This is a genomic window from Stenotrophomonas sp. Ste96 (genome assembly GCF_024519495.1).
In the GTDB taxonomy this organism is placed as follows: domain Bacteria; phylum Pseudomonadota; class Gammaproteobacteria; order Xanthomonadales; family Xanthomonadaceae; genus Stenotrophomonas; species Stenotrophomonas bentonitica_A.
In genome coordinates this window covers 796,994-814,356 of the sequence record NZ_JALJRX010000001.1, presented here as the reverse complement: position 1 = coordinate 814,356, position 17,363 = coordinate 796,994, and the positions used below count along the sequence as shown (strand labels likewise).

Sequence of the window (17,363 nt, the reverse complement as noted above, 5' to 3'; positions counted from 1 at the left end):
ATGTCAGCGGGAATGCGGTATCTGGCGGGATCGACCCGATCCGGTTCAGGGGCGCGGGCTGAACGCCGGTATACTTGCCGCCGTTTCCGGCCCCAGGTCCCCACGCCATTCCGGCATGGGCCCAGGCCCCCAGAGTCCTTGCGATCCATGTCCCAGCTGAACCCCAAAGTCGGCTTCGTCAGCCTTGGCTGCCCGAAGGCCCTTGTCGATTCCGAGCGCATCCTGACCCAGCTGCGGTCCGAGGGCTACGACATCGTTCCCTCTTATGACTCGGCCGACGTGGTGGTGGTCAACACCTGCGGCTTCATCGATTCGGCCGTGACCGAGTCGCTGGATGCGATCGGCGAGGCGATGAACGCCAACGGCAAGGTGATCGTCACCGGTTGCCTGGGCAAACGCCCGGAGCAGATCCGCGAGGCCTACCCGAACGTGCTGGCGGTGTCCGGTCCGCAGGACTACATGAGCGTGATGGAGGCCGTGCACGCCGCGCTGCCGCCCAAGCACGATCCCTTCGTGGATCTGGTGCCCGATTACGGCATCAAGCTGACCCCGCGCCATTACGCGTACCTGAAGATTTCCGAAGGCTGCAACCACAAGTGCAGCTTCTGCATCATCCCCTCGATGCGCGGCAAGCTGGTCTCGCGCCCGGTGGATGAGGTGCTGCGCGAAGCCGAGCGGCTGGTGCGTGGTGGCGTCAAGGAACTGCTGGTGGTGTCCCAGGACACCTCGGCCTATGGCGTGGACGTGAAGTACGCCGAGCGCATGTGGCGCGACAAGGCCTACCAGACCCGCCTGAAGGCGCTGTGCGAAGGCCTCTCCGAGCTGGATGCGTGGACCCGCATGCATTACGTCTACCCGTACCCGCACGTGGACGAGATCGTGCCGCTGATGGCCGAGAACCGGATCCTGCCGTACCTGGATATCCCGTTCCAGCATGCCAGCCCGCGCATCCTCAAGCTGATGAAGCGCCCGGGCGCGGTCGACAAGACGCTCGAGCGCGTGCAGCGCTGGCGCCAGCTGTGCCCGGACATCACGGTGCGCTCGACCTTCATCGTCGGCTTCCCCGGCGAGACCGATGCCGAGTTCGAGGAGCTGCTGAGCTTCCTGGACGAGGCGCAGCTGGACCGCGTCGGTGCGTTCGCTTACTCGCCGGTCACCGGCGCGACCGCCAACGATCTGCCCGGTGCGGTGCCCGAAGAAGTGAAGCAGGAGCGCCTGGCCCGCTTCATGGAGCGCCAGGCGGAGATTTCCGCCGCGCGCCTGGAAGCCAAGATCGGCACCGTGCAGCAGTGCCTGGTCGATGCCATCGAAGACGGCATCGCGGTGGCCCGTTCCAAGGCCGATGCGCCGGAGATCGACGGTCTGGTGCATATCCAGAACGCGGAAGAAGCCAAGCTGCGCGTGGGTCAGTTCGTCGATGTGGAGATCACCGAGAGCGACGACCACGATCTGTTCGGTGACGCGATCCTCGCCGCCGAAGCGCGCAAGCCGTTCGATCTGCACGTGCTGTGATCGTATCGGCGTCGGCTGCCGATACTGGCGGTCGACGCCGCTTCATCGCACCACCGCGCAACGCGGTGGATGCGGCCTGCTTCGCACAGCCGATCTATGCCGGGCTGCGCGAGTTCCAGGATCTGATGGGCGCACCCGACTGGCCCACCATCGCAGCGCTCGACGCACGCCTCGCGTTGCCGGACAAGCATCTGGCCGAGCAGGACGAGGCGTTGCTGGCTGACGGCCTGCACTATGAAACGCGCATCGCCGGGCGCGGCCGGATCGCCACGCGTGCGGACAACTGGCATGACCTGTTCAACGCCCTGATCTGGGCGCGTTACCCTGCCATCAAGCGCGCGCTCAACCAGCAGCAATGCCGGCACATCGCGGCGATGGCGCCGGGGCAGCGCAACCGTGCGCAGGCTGCACTGACCCAGTTCGACGAAACAGGCGTGATCGTGCGGGTGCGCTACCCTGCGCTGCTGGGCGCATGGGACCGGCACGACTGGCCGGCGCTGTTCGTGGACGGAGCAGGGCACTGGTGCAACGGTGATATCGCCGTCGCGGCGGTGATCGGGCATGCGCTGCTGGAGCAGGCCCTGCTGCCGGACCGCCTGCTGGTCGGCAAGTGCGTGCTGGTACAGGGCGATGACGATGCCAGTGCGGTCGCGGCGGTGGCGCAGGCCATCGCGGACGGTGAGTGGCTTGGTGATCCGCTGGAGCTGCGTCCGTTGCCGTTGGCGGGGATTCCCGGGTGGCACGCGCGGCAGGCGGCGACCTTCTATGCGCGGGCCGACTACTTCCGCCCGTTGCGCCCGGGGCGCGTGTATCCCACAGCGCTGGGGTGATTCGGCGGCTGCTCTAGCCCCGCTGGTTTCCGGCGCCACCTGTAGATCCACGCCATGCGTGGATGCACTCCCTTTCAGCCCGGGTACGCCACCGACAGGATCGCAAACCCATGGCGGCCGCTGGGAAGTTCCACTTCGAACTCATCGTCCACGCGCTTCTTCAGCAATGCGCGGGCCAAGGGCGAATCGATGCTGATCCAGCCGGCACCGGCGTCGGTCTCGTCCGGACCAACGATGCGGTACACGTGGATATCGCCCGAGTCGATGTTCTCCAGCTCGACCGTCGCGCCGAAGAACACGGCGTTCGGATCGGTCGGCGCCGTATCGACGATGCGCAGCGCCTCCAGTCGCTTGGTCAGGTAACGCACGCGCCGGTCGATCTCGCCCAGCTGCTTCTTGCGGTAGGTGTACTCGGCATTCTCGGAACGGTCGCCTTCCGCGGCGGCTGCGGCCAGGGCCTTCACCACCTCCGGGCGCTTGTGCCGCCACAACTCGTCCAGTTCGGTCTTCAGCCGCTGGTGGCCCTGTGCGGTGATCAGGGCCGTGCTTTTTTCCGCGGGGGGACGCCAACGCGACATCAGGTCTGCTTGTGCTCGTCAAAAGGTGCCGCGCCATGCGGCGCGACACGGAGTATCAGCGCTTTCCGCCGAAAATACCGCCCAGCAGGCCGCGCACGATCTGGTTGCCCAGCTTGGTGCCGACGGTGCGCGTGGTCTGCTTGGCCATGGTCTCGATCATGCCCTGGCGGCGCTTGGTACCGAAGATCGCATCCTTGATGCTCTGCCCGAAGCCGCCCTCCTGCGCCTCATCCTGCTGGCGGGTGCGGGCCTTGGGCGCATCGGCCTGCTCGACCGTCTTCTGCGCGCGCTGCGCCAGCCGTTCCGCCGCCGAGTCGCGATTGATCGCGGTGTCGTAGCGGGTGCCGACCGGGCTGCCGGCGCGCACCTGCGCACGTTCGGCCTCGGTGATCGCGCCCATCCGGCAGCGCGGCGGTGCGATCTGGGTCTGCTGCACGGGGGAGGGGATGCCCTTGTCCTGCAGCGTGGAGACCAGTGCCTCGCCGGTACCCAGCTTGGCCAGCGTGGCAGCCACATCCAGTTTCGGATTGGGCACGAAGGTTTCGGCGGCGACCTTCACCGCCTTCTGGTCGCGCGGGGTGAACGCACGCAGCGCGTGCTGCACGCGGTTGCCGAGCTGGCCAAGAATGTTGGCCGGCACGTCATCGGGGAACTGCGAGCAGAAATACACGCCCACGCCCTTGGAGCGGATCAGCCGGACCACCTGCTCGATGCGCTGCGCCAACGCCGGCGGTGCGTCATCGAAGAGCAGATGCGCTTCATCGAAGATGAAGACCAGCTTGGGCTTCTCCAGATCGCCCACTTCGGGCAGTGTTTCGAACAGCTCGGAGAGCAGCCACAGCAGGAAGGTCGAGTACAGCCGCGGTTTCAGTACCAGCTGGTCGGCGGCGAGGATGCCGATCACGCCGCGGCCGTCGTGGTTGACGCGCATGATGTCGGCCAGCTCCAGCGCAGGCTCGCCGAAGAAGGCCTCGCCGCCGTCCTGCGACAGGCGCAGCAGCGAACGCTGGATGGCCGCCACCGTCTGCGCGCTGACCAGCCCGTATTCGGTGGAGATGTCCTTGCGCTCTTCGGCGACCAGGCCGAGCAGGGCGCGCAGGTCATCCAGGTCGAGCAGCAGCAGGCCGCGGTCGTCGGCGAGCTTGAACACGATGTCCAGCACGCCAGCCTGGGTGTCGTTGAGCTCCAGGATGCGGGCCAGCAGGGTCGGGCCCATCTCGCTCACCGTGGTGCGTACCGGGTGGCCGAGCTTGCCGTACAGATCCCAGAAAATGGTCGGGCTGGCGGCGGGCGCGTAGTCGGCCACGCCCAGGTCCTTCGCACGTTGCAGCAGCGCATCCGTCCCGGCACCGGCTACAGCGAGGCCGGACACGTCACCCTTCACATCCGCCAGGAACACCGGCACGCCGATCCGCGAGAAGCCTTCGGCCAGCGTCATCAGGGTGACGGTCTTGCCGGTACCGGTCGCGCCGGCCACCAGGCCGTGCCGGTTGCCCAGCCGCGGCAACAGAGTGACGGGGATATCGTCGGTGATGCCTTTGCCGAGCAGAATCGGATCCATGGTCAACTCGCAGTGTGAATAGGCGGGATTCTAAACGTCGGCACTGACCGGCCGGCAGACGGGTTGCCCCGATGCAAGCGGCACGGCTACTCTGCCCCATCGTTCGCACACAGTGCCAAAAATGCCCGTTCCTGTCTTGCTTGTCCGTGGTTGGCCGTTGCTGGCGGTCGCCGCGATGCTGTCGTTCGTCCCCGAGGCCCATGCCCAGCGCGTCTCCGCCCGCGACAAGGCCAAGGTGGAGGCGCTCGATCAGCGCATGACAGCCGCCGAGAAGCGCTACAACGCGGCGCTGGTGCTGGTGAACAATGCCGACCCGAAAGGCACCAACGAGGCCGATGCCGCGCTGGAGGACATGGAGGATGTGATCAGCGCCTGCGTGGCCCAGAAGGGCTGCCAGGTCAGCAACCTGCTGCCGACCTACAAGCGCCTGCTCAAGAGCAACGCCGACAGCCAGCAGGACAGCGAGGACGGCACCGTCATCGCCGACGGCACCCTGCTGGAGGCCGACCCGGACCATGTCGGCCCGCTGGCTGCCGACGTGCCCGAAGCTGCCCGCGCCGCAGCGCTGCTCAATGACAAGCGCCACGCCTTCGACACCATGGTCGAATACAACCCGGCCGTGCAGGCGGGCATCCGCCGCTGGCTGACCGACATGCGCCCGGCGCTGCTCACCAGCTACGAGAACTACCAGAACCTGCGGGCGGTGATGTGGCCGGAGTGGGAAAAGCGTGGCCTGCCCGAAGCATTGCTGTTCGGCATCATGGCCAAGGAATCCAACGGGCGGGTGCATGCGTCCTCGCGTGCGGGCGCGGCGGGGTTGATGCAGTTCATGCCGGCCACCGGCCGTCGTTTCGGCCTGGGCCCGGATGGCACCGGCTTCGACACCCGCTTCGATGCGCGCAGCGCGGCCGAGGCCAGCGCCACCTACCTCAACGAGCGCATGCGCGAGCTCAACAACAGCGTGGAGCTGTCGCTGGCCGGTTACAACGGCGGTGAGGGCCGTGCCATCCGGGTGTTCCGCCAGTATCCGGGCCAGAGCTTCTGGACCGACAGCGTCTACAACCAGTTCCCGGGCGAGACCAAGGACTACGTGCCGATGGTGATCGCCGCGGCCTGGATCTATCTGCACCCGCAGCAGTACGGCGTGGAGTTCCCGAAGATCAGCGCACAGCCGGCCACCATCCGCCTGGCCAAGTCGACCACGATCTATGAGCTGACCATCTGCCTGGGCAGCGCCGGCACCCGCGACGGCTACATGCGCGCGCTGCGCAACCTCAACCCGCGCTATGAGGCCGACGGCTGGATTCCGGCCGGCACCACGATCAACGCGACCACCCGCATCGCCGGGCTGTACAACCGCTTCTGTGTCAGCGGCCCGCGTGCCGATCTGGCCCGCACCCTGATCACCGCCGACCTCAATGCGGCGATCGTGCGTCCCACGGCCGTCAGCTACACCGGCAACGTGGCGGTGGGCAGCGTGGTCCCGGTCGCCCAGGCCCAGGCCATGCCGGCGGTGACCCCGGCTGCGCCCGTCGCCGTGCCGGTCGCCAAGCCGAAGGCCAAGCCGGCCCGCAGTTACAAGGTCGGCAAAGGCGAGACCCTTGGCAAGATCGCGGCCAGGTTCCAGTGCGACGTACCGACCCTGGCCCGGGCCAACGGCCTCAAGGCGCCGGCCTATTCGCTCAGGCAGGGCCAGAGCATCAAGCTGCAGGGCTGCGACAAGTAAGCCATAACCGGGTAGGCTCGCCGGCATCACGCCTGCGGCCGCCCGGCCCAGCACATCCATCGCAGCGTCGGCCACGGGTCGGTGCTCACCGCAACACGCAGACAGGACAGCAAGATGGATATCACCGCGATCAACGAGATGTTCGCCAACATCCGTGAAAACACCGATTGGGACCTCAACGGCCCGATGCTGTGGGGCTACTTCTTCGTCAACACCACCCCGGAGCCACTGCACGGCCTGGGCGAGAAGCTGGTCGAGATGGGGTACACCCTGGTGGAAGTGTTCGAGCCGGACCTGGAAGAGGGCGAGGCCCCGTACCACGTGCTGCACGTGGAGCGCGCCGAGGTCCACACCGAAGCCTCGCTGGATGCCCGCAACCACGAGCTGCAGGCGCTGGCCGAAGCGAACGGCGTGGAAGACTACGACGGCATGGACGTCGGCCCGGTCGAGGTCTGATCGAGCGGAACATCGCACACAAAAAAACGCCCCGGTTTCCCGGGGCGTTTTTTTATGGGCGTGAGCCCGGGTAGTGCCGGCCATGGGCCGGCACTACCGTCACTTCAGGGTGGCCAGCGCCTGCCCCAACTGCACCGCATGCTCGGCGTCCAGATGCGGCGCGAACTCGGCCACGCCCGGCGGCAGCAGCACGATCACGGTCGAGCCGTAATTGAAGCGCGCCATCTCCGCAAAGCGCTCCAGGGTGATGCCCTTGCCGCGGTAATCCTTGCGGGTGATGGTATCGCCGTAGGCCGGGATCTCCTCGCCGCCCCACACTGTCTCCACGCCGGAGACCAGCAGTGCGCCGACCATCACCGAGACCATCGGGCCGAAATCGGTATCGAAGTGACAGACCAGGCGCTCGTTGCGGGCGAACAGCCCGGGCACCTTGTTCACCGCCGCCGGCCCGACACTGAACAACCGACCCGGCACATGCACCGTCTCGCGCAGCGTGCCGGTCCACGGCATGTGCACGCGGTGGTAATCCTTCGGCGAGAGATACACCGTGGCGAACAGGCCGTGGTGGAAGACTTCCGCATCCTTGGCATCGCCCAGCAGTTCGGCGGCGGTGAAGGACTGCCCCTTGGCCTGGAAGATGCGCCCGTCCTCGATCGTGCCCAGCTGGCTGATCCGGCCGTCGGCCGGCATGACCAGCGTGCGCGGATCGGCATCGGCCACGCGCGCGCCCGGCTTCAACGCACGGGTGAAGAACTGATTGAAGGTGCGGTAGCTGCGCGGGTCCGGGTTGGCGGCTTCGGCCAGGTTCACGCCGAACTTGGCGGTCACGGTATCGATCAGCCAGCGCGAGATCCGCGGGTTGCTCGAGTACGCCAGTCTGCGTGCCATGGACGACAGCAGGCGGTGGGGCAGGGCGTAGCTCAGCGTGGTCATCAAACTCATGGGGCGGATTTCTCGGTCAGCAGTTGCAGGTCGCGGGCGATGGCCTGCGCTTGGAAAGGAGGGCGGATCAGGCCGGCCAGGCGGCCTTCCGGGTCCAGCACGGCCAGGCTGGCCGAGTGCTCGAGGGTGTAGTCCTCGGGGTTTTCATCGAAATGCTTGCCCGGCACCTTCTGGAACACGAAGCCCAGCGAGGTGGCGAAGCGCTCCAGCGAGGGCACATCCGCCGTGGCCGCCAGCGTGTCCTTGTGGAAGGCGTGGACGTACTCGCCCAGCCGCGCCGGGGTGTCGCGCTCGGGATCGACCGAAATGAAGACCAGCCGCGGGCGCAGTGTTTCAGGCAGGGCTTCCCACTGCTTCTGGGCCTGGGCCAGATCGGCCAGCGTGGTCGGGCAGACGTCCGGGCAGAAGGTGAAGCCGAGGAACACCAGGGTCCAATGGCCCTTCAGCTCGCCGGGGATCAGGCGGGTGCCGTCGGACTGGCCGAGGTTGAAATCGGGCAGCGGGCGCGGCTGCGGGTAGAACGTGATCGATTCCGTGGCGGGTCGTTCACCGCCCGGCTTGGGCGCGAAGACCTTCTGGGCCACGACCAGGCCCAGCCCAGCGGCCAGGGCGATCAGCAGGATGATGCCGACATTGCGATTGAACATAAGGGCCCCGTCCCGGAAGTGGCCACCATGATAGAGGGATGCGGGCGGTGGCGTCCCATGCGGCAGCCGCACCCGTTTCGACTGCAACGGATGCCCCGGCCCGCCCCAGCGCCTATAATCGAGGGCCACTTTGTCTGTTGCCCCGCCATGACTGCCGAAACGGCCGCCGAACTCCACACGATCATCGACCTGATCCGCTACGGCACCAGCCGTTTCAACGCCGCCGGGCTGACCTTCGGGCACAGCTACGACAACGCCCTGGACGAAGCCACCCAGCTGGTCCTGCACAGCCTGCACCTGCCGCACGACCTTGGCCCGGCCTATGGCCAGGCGCGCCTGCTGCAGGACGAAAAGGTCCGCGTGCTGGAGCTGTTCCAGCGCCGTATCGACGAGCGCATCCCGGCCGCCTACCTGACCGGTGAGGCCTGGTTCGCCGGCCTGAGCTTCAAGAGCGACGCGCGCGCCCTGGTGCCGCGCTCGCCGATCGCCGAACTGATCGAGTGCGGCTTCGAGCCGTGGCTGGCCGGCCGCGATGTCCATCGCGCCCTCGACCTGTGCACCGGCTCGGGCTGCATCGCCATCGCCATGGGCCACTACTACCCGAACTGGGAAGTGGATGGTGTGGACCTCAGCGACGAGGCCCTGTCGCTGGCCGAAGAGAACAAGGAACGGCTGCAGACGCCGAACGTCACCCTGCTCAAGTCCGACCTGTTCAACGGCCTGACCGGTCGCCATTACGACCTGATCGTCACCAACCCCCCGTACGTCACCAACGATGAGACCGATGCCCTGCCGCAGGAATACTCCTACGAGCCGGAAATGGGCCTGCGTGCCGGTGACGATGGCCTGGACCTGGTGCTGAAGATCCTGCGCGATGCCCCGCTGCACCTGAGCGAGGATGGCCTGCTGATCTGTGAAGTGGGCGAGTCCGAGCAGCACCTGTACAAGCTGCTGCCCGAAGTGGATTTCCGCTGGGTCGAGTTCAAGGTCGGCCAGATGGGCATCTTCGCCGTGGAGTGCCGCGAACTGATCGCGCACAGCGCCCGCATCACCGAACTGGCAGCGCAGCGGCCGTGAGTTCCAACAGCTTCGGCAAACTGCTGACCGTCACCACCTTCGGCGAATCGCACGGTCCGGCGATCGGCTGCGTGGTGGACGGCTGTCCGCCGGGGCTGGAGATCAGCGCCGACGAATTCGCCCACGACCTGCAGCGGCGGGCCACCGGCAAGAGCCGGCACACCTCCGCGCGGCGCGAAGCCGATGAGATCGAGATCCTGTCCGGGGTGTACGAAGGCCGTACCACCGGCACCCCGATCGGCCTGCTGATCCGCAATACCGACCAGCGCAGCAAGGATTACACCAACATCGCCCAGCAGTTCCGTCCGGGCCATGCCGACTACAGCTACTGGCAGAAGTACGGCATCCGCGATCCGCGCGGTGGCGGGCGTTCGTCCGCGCGCGAAACCACCATGCGCGTCGCTGCCGGTGTCATCGCCAAGAAGTGGCTGCTGCAGCGCCATGGCGTCACGGTGCGTGGCTATCTCTCGCAGCTGGGCGAGATCACCCCGACCGGCTTGGACTGGTCGGCGGTGGAAGACAACCCGTTCTTCTGGCCGGTCGCCGATCAGGTGCCGGCGCTGGAAAGCTACATGGATGCGCTGCGCAAGTCCGGTGATTCGGTCGGCGCGCGCGTCAACGTGGTGGCTGACGGCGTGCCGCCGGGCTGGGGCGAGCCGATCTACGGCAAGCTCGATGGCGATCTGGCGGCCGCGCTGATGAGCATCAACGCGGTCAAGGGCGTGGAGATCGGCGACGGCTTTGCCAGCGCTGCGCAGAAAGGCACCGAGCACCGTGACCTGCTCACCCCGCAGGGCTTTGCCAGCAACCATGCCGGCGGCATCCTCGGTGGCATTTCCACCGGCCAGCAGGTCACCGCCTCGATCGTGCTCAAGCCGACCTCCAGCCTGCGCCTGCCCGGTGCCACGGTGGACGCCAGCGGTGCCTCGGTCGAGGTGATCACCACCGGTCGCCACGATCCCTGCGTCGGCATCCGCGCCACGCCGATCGCCGAGGCGATGATGGCACTGGTGCTGATGGACCAGGCGCTGCGGCATCGCGCCCAGTGCGGCGATGTGGGCGAGATCACCCCGCGCATCCCGGGCATGATCGATGGCTGACCCGCGCGCCAAGGTCTGGGTCAGCCAGCCCCTGTTCGACGATGTCGTCGAGCAGCTCGGGCAGCATTTCGACCTGACCATGACCGGCGACGTCACCCGCTATACGCCGCAGGGGCTGGCCGAGCAGTTGGCTGGCGTCGATGGCGCGCTGATCACCCTCAACGAACGCATCGGCGCGGCCGAGATCGCCAACGCGCTGCGGCTGCGCGCGATCGCCAACGTCGGTGTGGGCTACAACAACCTGGATATCGACGCGCTCAGCGCTGCCGGCATCCTGGCCAGCAACACCCCGGACGTGCTGACCGAAACCACGGCCGACCTCGGCTTCGCGCTGCTGATGGCCACCGCGCGCCGCATCACCGAATCCGAGCGCTGGTTGCGCGATGGCCAATGGGGCCAGTGGTCGTTCCAGACCATGCTCGGTGCGGATATCCACGGCAGCACGCTGGGCATCCTCGGCATGGGCCGCATCGGCCAGGGCATCGCCCGCCGCGGCGCGCACGGCTTCGGCATGCGCGTGCTGTACCACAACCGCTCGCGGCTGCCCGAGGCCACCGAGGCCGAGGTCGGTGCGCAGTACGTGGACCTGGACACCCTGCTGGCGCAGGTGGATCACCTCGTCCTCGTGCTGCCGTACAACGCCTCCTCGCATCACATCATCGATGCCGCCGCACTGGCGAAGATGAAGCCGACCGCCACCCTGGTCAACATCGCCCGGGGCGGCATCGTGGATGAGCTGGCGCTCGCCGATGCCTTGGCCAAGGGGCGCCTGGCCGCGGCCGGGCTGGATGTGTTCGAAGGCGAGCCGACGGTGCGCCCGGAGCTGCTCGCCCTGCACAACATCGTGCTGACTCCGCATATCGGCAGTGCCAGCCAGGCCACGCGCCGGGCGATGGTGCAGCTGGCCGTGGACAACCTGACCGCCGCACTGGGGCAGGGGCCGAACGCGGGCCATCCGCCGAGCGCGATCAACGCCGACGCTGTCGCTGCCGTGAAAACCGGCGGCGCGACCGTGGGCGGCAAAAAAATCGACGACGCAAAACGATAGGGAACCGCGCTGGCCAACAGGCGAGGTTCCCGAACCGGAAGGTGCCGACCGTCGGTCGGTACGCATCCCCAAGGCACGGCAGGTACCGATCGTTGGTCGGCACGCACATTCAACATTCCGGCAGATACCGACCGTTGGTCGGTACGCCCAACACGAGGTTTCCCCATGAGCAATCCAGATCGTCGTTTCCACGTCGCCGTCGTCGGTGCCACCGGTGCTGTCGGCGAAACCATGCTGGCCATCCTGGCCGAGCGCAACTTCCCGATCGCCACGCTGAGCCTGCTCGCGTCCTCGCGCTCGGCAGGTGGCGAGATCGAGTACCAGGGCGAGAAGATCAAGGTCCAGGACCTGAGCACCTTCGATCCGAACGGCGTGGACATCGCGCTGTTCTCTGCCGGTGGCAGCGTCTCCAAGGAATTTGGCCCGAAGTTCGCCGCCGCCGGTGCGGTGGTGATCGACAACTCCTCGGCCTTCCGTTACGACGATGACGTGCCGCTGGTCGTCTCCGAAGTGAATCCGGAGGCGCTGAAGCACCGCCCGCGCGGCATCATCGCCAACCCGAACTGCTCGACCATGCAGATGCTGGTCGCACTTGCCCCGCTGCACCGCCAGTACGGCATCGAGCGCATCAACGTGGCGACCTACCAGTCTGTCTCCGGCGGTGGTCGCTCGGCGCTGGAAGAGCTCGGCAAGCAGACCGGCCAGCTGCTCAGCTTCCAGGACATCGACCCGCAGCGCTTCCCGGTGCAGATCGCGTTCAACCTGATCCCGCACATCGATGACTTCCAGGACAACGGTTTCACCAAGGAAGAAATGAAGCTGGTCTGGGAAACGCGCAAGATCCTTGGCGATGACAGCATCCTGGTGAACCCGACCGCCGTGCGCGTGCCCGTGTTCTACGGTCACTCCGAAGCGGTCACCATCGAAACCCGTGACAAGGTCACCCCGGACGCGGCGCGCGAGCTGCTGGCGCGTTCGCCGGGCGTGGAAGTGGTGGACAAGCACGAGGCCGGTGGCTATCCGACCCCGGTCACCCATGCCTCGGGCACCGATGCGGTGTACGTCGGCCGCATCCGCGAGGATCTGTCGCACCCGCGTGGCCTGAATCTGTGGATCGTCTCGGACAACATCCGCAAGGGCGCGGCCCTCAATGCCGTGCAGCTGGCCGAGCTGGTCGCCGCCGAAGGCTGATCGCGTGGCTGTCGGCGGCATGGGGATGCCGCCGACAGCCCGCATTGAAACATCGCCGATCACGGGGGGAGCCGCTATATTGGCCGCCATGAAGAACCGGGCTCCGGGCGCAGTGCGTCCGCTCAAGTATGTATCGACGCTGCTGCTGGCCCTGGCCAGCAGTTCGGCCATGGCCCTGGGCCTGGGCGATATCCGGGTGCTGTCCAAGCCGGGCCAGCCGCTGCTCGCCGAGATTCCCGTCATTTCCGCCGATCCGTCGGAACTGGAAAACCTCCGCGTCGCGCTGGCCTCGTCGGCCACGTTCGCCCGGGTGGGCCTGGAGCCGCCGTCCGGGCTGGTCAGTGAGCTGCAGTTCGAGCTGACCCGCAATGCGCAGGGCCGCGCCGTGGTGCGCGTGAGCAGCCAGGCACCGGTCGCCACGCCCTCGTTGAATTTCCTGATCGAAGCCGACTGGGGGCAGGGCCGCCTGGTCCGTGAGTATTCCGCCCTGGTGGACGCGCCCAACAGCGCCGCCACCGTGGCCGAGCCGGAGATCGTCGCCCCTGCCGGCGCGATGTCCAACGCCATCATCCGTGAGCCCGCACCGGAGGCCGCACCTGTTGCCGCCACGCCGTCGCGTGGTGCGCAACCGGTCACCACGCCACGCCCGGCCGCGCCACGTGCGGCACCCACTGCGCCGGTCGCCGCTGATGGCAGCGTCACGGTGCAGCGTGGGCAGACCCTCTCGCAGATCGCAGGCTCGCTGGCCCGCGAGCAGGGCATCAACCGCGACCAGGCGATGATCGCGCTGCTGCGGGCCAATCCCGATGCCTTCATCCGTGGCAACGTGAACCTGCTCAAACAGGGCGCGGTGCTGCGCACGCCGGGCGCCGACGGGGTGGCGCAGATCGATGCAAAGCAGGCTGCGGCGATCGTGCGCGAGCACACCGCGCAGTGGCGGCAGTCGCGTGCGGCGATCCCGCAACCGGCCGACAGTGGCGTCGTCGCAGCGCCGGCACCCGCCACCGTGGCCCCGGCCGCCACCCAGGGCGCTCGCCTTGAAATCGCGCCGGCCGTTGCCGCCGCAGGCACCACCGCAGGTACAACCACCGGCACCGCTGCCGGCACCGAGGGCGACATGCTGGCTAACGAACAACTGCGACAGGCCAAGGAAGACGTTGCCACGCGCGATGCCGAGATCCAGGAACTGCGTGAGCGCGTGGCCGAGCTGGAAAAGCTCAAGGCGCAGCAGGCCTCGCTGATCGAGATGAGGGACACCGACCTGGCCGCCGCGCAACAGCGTCTGGAGCAGGCGCCCGGTACGCGCGACAGCGCCGGCGGTGGCTGGTACTGGCTGGGCCTGGTCGTGCTGCTGCTGGTGGTCGGGGGCTGGGCGCTGGTGCGCCGCCGCAAGCCGTCGCCGCTGCCGCCACTGGCGCGTGATGGGCTCGACGGCGCCTCGCTGGCCGCGGCCGTGCCGGCGGCCGATGATGGGGACGAACTGGCCGTACAGCGCGATGACGCGCACCGCTTGCCCGACGAGCAAGCCGTTGCCGACGCCGACGTCTATGCCGGGCTGCGCCGTGAGCCGGTCTTCTCGCCCACGCCTTCCATGCACGACGCCGAGCCGCAGGTTCCTCTCGATGATCCTCGCTGGAGCGCCCCCGCGACGGACGAAGCGCCGGTGTTGCCGGAGGTCGAGGCCACGGCTCCATCCGCCTACGGCATCGAGGCCGACGCGCAGCATGTGACCGTGGACGATGCGCTGTTCCGTGACCCGGCACCGCTGATCGAGCCGCCGGCGCACGCGTTGGAAGCCCAAGCGCACCCCTCGTTCCGCGGCGTCTTCGAATTCCCGGACGAATCCGCGGCGGGTGAAGCGCACGGTTCAGAGGCGAGCGATCATCCTGAGGGTCTCGACGCTGCGCCGGCCATCGCCAGTGCGGATGACATTGCCGATGCCGATGCCGATGCCGATGCCGCTGCTCCGCCGGCCGACGAGGCCCCCATCGCCCCGGTCGGCAGCCCTGGCCGCGACCGCCTGGAACTGGCCATTGCCTATCTGGACCTCGGCGACGCCGAGACCGCGCGCACCCTGCTGCACGAAGTGGCTGTCGGTGCCGACCCGCACAGCCAGGCCGAGGCGCGCGAACTGCTGGCGCGGCTGGGATGAGCCACGTCCGCCCGATGGCAACCCGCGCACGCCCGCTGGAGCACGTCGCGTTCGCTTCCAGCGAACCGGCCGTGTGGTCCGAGCGCGACGCTGCCTGATGCACCACCCGGCGCCTGCGCCGGTCCCCCAAAACACAGAGGTTCACCATGCGCTACGCACTGGGCGTGGAATACGACGGCAGCGAATTCAAAGGCTGGCAGCAGCTCGGTGAGAGCGGCTGCCCGAGCGTGCAGGCCAGCCTGCAGGAAGCGCTGTCCTCGGTGGCCAATGCGCCGATCCAGGTCGTGTGTGCCGGGCGTACCGATGCCGGCGTCCACGGCGAATGCCAGGTCGTGCATTTCGATACCGACGTCGTGCGCGATCCGCGCAGCTGGATGCTGGGCACCACCACCCGCCTGCCGCGCTCGATCGCCGTGCGCTGGTGCGTTCCGGTGGCCGATGAGTTCCATGCGCGCTTCGCCGCGCGCGCGCGCCGCTACCGCTATCGCCTGCTCAATCGCCAGGTCCGTCCGGCGCTGTATCGGCAGACCTTGAGCTGGGAGCGCCGGCCGCTGGATGCCGGGCTGATGCATGCGGCAGGGCAGGCCCTGCTGGGCGAGAACGACTTCAGTGCCTTCCGCAGCGTGCAGTGCGAGGCCCTGCACGCGCGCCGGAACATGCAGTCGCTCTCGGTGACCCGCCAGGGCGAGGTGGTGGAGGTCGCCGTTCAGGCCAATGCATTCCTTCATCACATGGTGCGCAATATCGTCGGTTCACTGATTCTGGTCGGTTGTGGTGAGCAACCGGTCTCGTGGATGGAGCAGTTGCTGGCCGGGCGCGACCGTACCGTCGCCGGCCCGACCGCTCCGCCGCAGGGATTGGTCTTCGTTGGTCCCCTGTACCCCGACAACTGGCAGCTGCCTGCCGAGGTCACCTTATGAGCCGCTCCTTCTACCGCACCCGTATCAAGTTCTGCGGCATGACCCGTGCCGGTGATGTGCGCCTGGCCGGCGAGCTCGGCGTGGACGCGGTCGGCTTCATCTTCGCCCGCGAGAGCAAGCGCCGGGTCGCCCCGGCCGAAGCGCGCGCGATGCGCCAGGCGATCGCGCCGATGGTGGATGTGGTGGCGTTGTTCCGCGACAACAGCAAGGAAGAGGTGCGCGAGGTACTGCGTACCGTCCGGCCGACCCTGCTGCAGTTCCACGGGGACGAAGACGAGTCGTTCTGCCGCAGCTTCAACATGCCCTACCTGAAGGCCGTGGCGATGGGCGGCAAGGATGAGGTCAACGCCCGTCAGCTGCAGCTGCGATACCCCAGCGCGGCCGGGTTCCTGTTCGACAGCCACGCTCCCGGCGGCGGCGGCGGAACCGGCGTGGCCTTCGACTGGACCCGCCTGCCGACCGGTCTGCACCGGCCGTTCCTGCTGGCCGGGGGAATCACCCCGGACAACGTGTTTGATGCGATCGTGGCGACCCTGCCATGGGGCGTGGATGTCTCCAGCGGTATCGAGTCCGAGCCGGGCATCAAGGACGGCTACAAGATGCGCAAGTTCGTGGAAGAAGTGCGCCGCGCCGATTGCCACGAAGCGGATTGATCCGCAGGCCCCACGCGGAGGCCACGACCGTTGGTCGTGGCGCGCTCATCCCGCCAGCTGCGCCGTGAGCCAGTCCGCCAGCGCATCCACCCGGGGGTCCGCCGCGCCCTCCGGGGTCGCCAGAACCCAGAACCCGCCGGTTGCGCCGAATCCCCACGGTGCCAGCAACCGACCTGCGGCCAGGTCATCGGCGACCAGCGGCTCCGGCGCGATCGCCACGCCAAGGCCCGCGACCGCCGCTTCCAGCAGGTAGTACAAATGCTCGAAGCCGCTGCCCAGCTGCAACTGCGCCGGGTCCAGCCCATGCGACAGCGCCCATGCCGGCCATGCCTGCGGGCGCGAGGTGGTGTGCAACAGGGGCTCGGCCAGCAACGCTGCCGGCGGCTGATGGCGCAACCGTGCCGCCGCTGGGTGGTGGGGGCTGATCACCACGCCCACCCGCTCGGGGGCCAGTTCCCGCACCTGCCACCCGCGCGGCCACGGTGGCTGGGCCAACAGCAGAACCGCATCCAGACCTTGCTGTTCGCTGGTGAAGCTGCCGTCCTGGGCAGACCAGTGCAACGGCAGCTGGGGCAGGGCGCTCTGCAGCGCCTGCAGGCGCGGAATCATCCACCGCGCCAGAATGCTGCCACTGCAGCCGAGCACCAGCGCTTCGGGCCGCTGTTGGCGCTTGAGCGCCACGACCGCCTCGCGGATCTGTTCGAAGGCGCCTTCGCAGGCGGCCTGCAGGTCCGTGCCGGCGCGGGTCAGGCGCAGCCCACGGCCTTCCCGCTGGAACAACGCAACGCCCAGGTACTCTTCGAGCAGACGCAACTGGCGGCTGATCGCGCCATGGGTGACATGCAAGGCGTCGGCCGCCCGGCCGACCCCGCCCAGGCGGGCGGCCGCCTCGAAGCTGCGCAGCGCATTGAGCGGGGGCAACGGTCCGTCGGTCATGTGAGTTTTCCTGACAGGTCGCGACAGATATTAT

16 protein-coding genes are annotated in these 17,363 nt (G+C 67.9%); 11 read left to right on the top strand and 5 right to left on the bottom strand.

Annotation, left to right across the window (positions count from 1 at the left end; genetic code table 11):
- The first annotated feature begins 147 nt into the window (after positions 1-147).
- The gene (gene rimO / locus OC373_RS03855; protein ID WP_261997113.1) at positions 148-1,512 is read left to right on the top strand and encodes a 30S ribosomal protein S12 methylthiotransferase RimO; all 1,365 of its coding nucleotides are present in this window, start codon (positions 148-150) and stop codon (positions 1,510-1,512) included.
- On the top strand, positions 1,512-2,342 hold the full coding sequence (locus tag OC373_RS03850) for a DUF3025 domain-containing protein (protein WP_261997333.1): 831 nt from the start codon (positions 1,512-1,514) through the stop codon (positions 2,340-2,342). Before rimO ends, OC373_RS03850 begins: the two co-directional genes overlap by 1 nt.
- A gap of 74 nt (positions 2,343-2,416) precedes the next feature.
- Here OC373_RS03850 and greB read toward each other — a convergent pair whose 3' ends face one another.
- On the bottom strand, positions 2,417-2,920 hold the full coding sequence (gene greB / locus OC373_RS03845; RefSeq protein WP_261997112.1) for a transcription elongation factor GreB: 504 nt from the start codon (positions 2,918-2,920) through the stop codon (positions 2,417-2,419).
- Positions 2,921-2,975: 55 nt separating this feature from the next.
- Entirely contained in the window at positions 2,976-4,481 is a 1,506-nt protein-coding gene (locus tag OC373_RS03840; RefSeq protein WP_261997111.1) for a DUF853 domain-containing protein, read from the bottom strand.
- Positions 4,482-4,602: 121 nt separating this feature from the next.
- Between OC373_RS03840 and OC373_RS03835 the strand changes: the two genes are divergently transcribed.
- Both OC373_RS03835 and OC373_RS03830 read left to right on the top strand, forming a co-directional pair.
- Positions 4,603-6,207, top strand: coding sequence for a transglycosylase SLT domain-containing protein (locus tag OC373_RS03835; RefSeq protein WP_261997110.1), 1,605 nt, complete (start codon positions 4,603-4,605; stop codon positions 6,205-6,207).
- A gap of 114 nt (positions 6,208-6,321) precedes the next feature.
- A complete protein-coding gene (locus OC373_RS03830; RefSeq protein WP_070425601.1) occupies positions 6,322-6,663 on the top strand; it encodes a ribonuclease E inhibitor RraB in 342 nt (113 codons plus the stop codon).
- A gap of 99 nt (positions 6,664-6,762) precedes the next feature.
- Here the strand turns inward: OC373_RS03830 and asd are convergent, their stop codons facing one another.
- Positions 6,763-7,605 (bottom strand): archaetidylserine decarboxylase, encoded by an 843-nt coding sequence (asd, locus tag OC373_RS03825; protein WP_046273246.1) that lies wholly within the window; start codon positions 7,603-7,605, stop codon positions 6,763-6,765.
- Positions 7,602-8,252, bottom strand: a complete 651-nt coding sequence (locus OC373_RS03820) for an SCO family protein (protein WP_019182656.1) — start codon at positions 8,250-8,252, stop codon at positions 7,602-7,604. Before OC373_RS03820 ends, asd begins: the two co-directional genes overlap by 4 nt.
- 147 nt (positions 8,253-8,399) lie before the next feature.
- Here OC373_RS03820 and prmB point away from each other — a divergent pair, with 147 nt between their 5' ends.
- The 7 genes from prmB to OC373_RS03785 all read left to right on the top strand — a co-directional run bounded on the left by prmB (position 8,400) and on the right by OC373_RS03785 (position 16,393).
- On the top strand, positions 8,400-9,329 hold the full coding sequence (gene prmB / locus OC373_RS03815; RefSeq protein WP_019182657.1) for a 50S ribosomal protein L3 N(5)-glutamine methyltransferase: 930 nt from the start codon (positions 8,400-8,402) through the stop codon (positions 9,327-9,329).
- Positions 9,326-10,429, top strand: coding sequence for a chorismate synthase (gene aroC / locus OC373_RS03810; RefSeq protein ID WP_261997109.1), 1,104 nt, complete (start codon positions 9,326-9,328; stop codon positions 10,427-10,429). The genes prmB and aroC overlap by 4 nt, the downstream gene beginning before the upstream one ends.
- Complete coding sequence (locus OC373_RS03805; RefSeq protein ID WP_261997108.1) at positions 10,422-11,477, top strand: D-glycerate dehydrogenase; 1,056 nt, start codon at positions 10,422-10,424, stop codon at positions 11,475-11,477. The genes aroC and OC373_RS03805 overlap by 8 nt, the downstream gene beginning before the upstream one ends.
- Positions 11,478-11,642: 165 nt before the next feature.
- Positions 11,643-12,668 carry an aspartate-semialdehyde dehydrogenase gene (locus tag OC373_RS03800; protein ID WP_019182660.1) on the top strand — a complete coding sequence of 342 codons (1,026 nt, stop codon included), beginning with the start codon at positions 11,643-11,645 and terminating at the stop codon, positions 12,666-12,668.
- Between the two features lie 88 nt (positions 12,669-12,756).
- Entirely contained in the window at positions 12,757-14,820 is a 2,064-nt protein-coding gene (locus tag OC373_RS03795; protein WP_261997107.1) for a FimV/HubP family polar landmark protein, read from the top strand.
- A 146-nt stretch (positions 14,821-14,966) separates the two neighbouring features.
- The gene (truA, locus tag OC373_RS03790) at positions 14,967-15,740 is read left to right on the top strand and encodes a tRNA pseudouridine(38-40) synthase TruA (protein WP_046273243.1); all 774 of its coding nucleotides are present in this window, start codon (positions 14,967-14,969) and stop codon (positions 15,738-15,740) included.
- On the top strand, positions 15,737-16,393 hold the full coding sequence (locus OC373_RS03785) for a phosphoribosylanthranilate isomerase (RefSeq protein WP_019182664.1): 657 nt from the start codon (positions 15,737-15,739) through the stop codon (positions 16,391-16,393). Before truA ends, OC373_RS03785 begins: the two co-directional genes overlap by 4 nt.
- 45 nt (positions 16,394-16,438) lie before the next feature.
- Here the strand turns inward: OC373_RS03785 and OC373_RS03780 are convergent, their stop codons facing one another.
- On the bottom strand, positions 16,439-17,329 hold the full coding sequence (locus tag OC373_RS03780; RefSeq protein WP_261997106.1) for a LysR family transcriptional regulator: 891 nt from the start codon (positions 17,327-17,329) through the stop codon (positions 16,439-16,441).
- Positions 17,330-17,363: the final 34 nt, after the last annotated feature.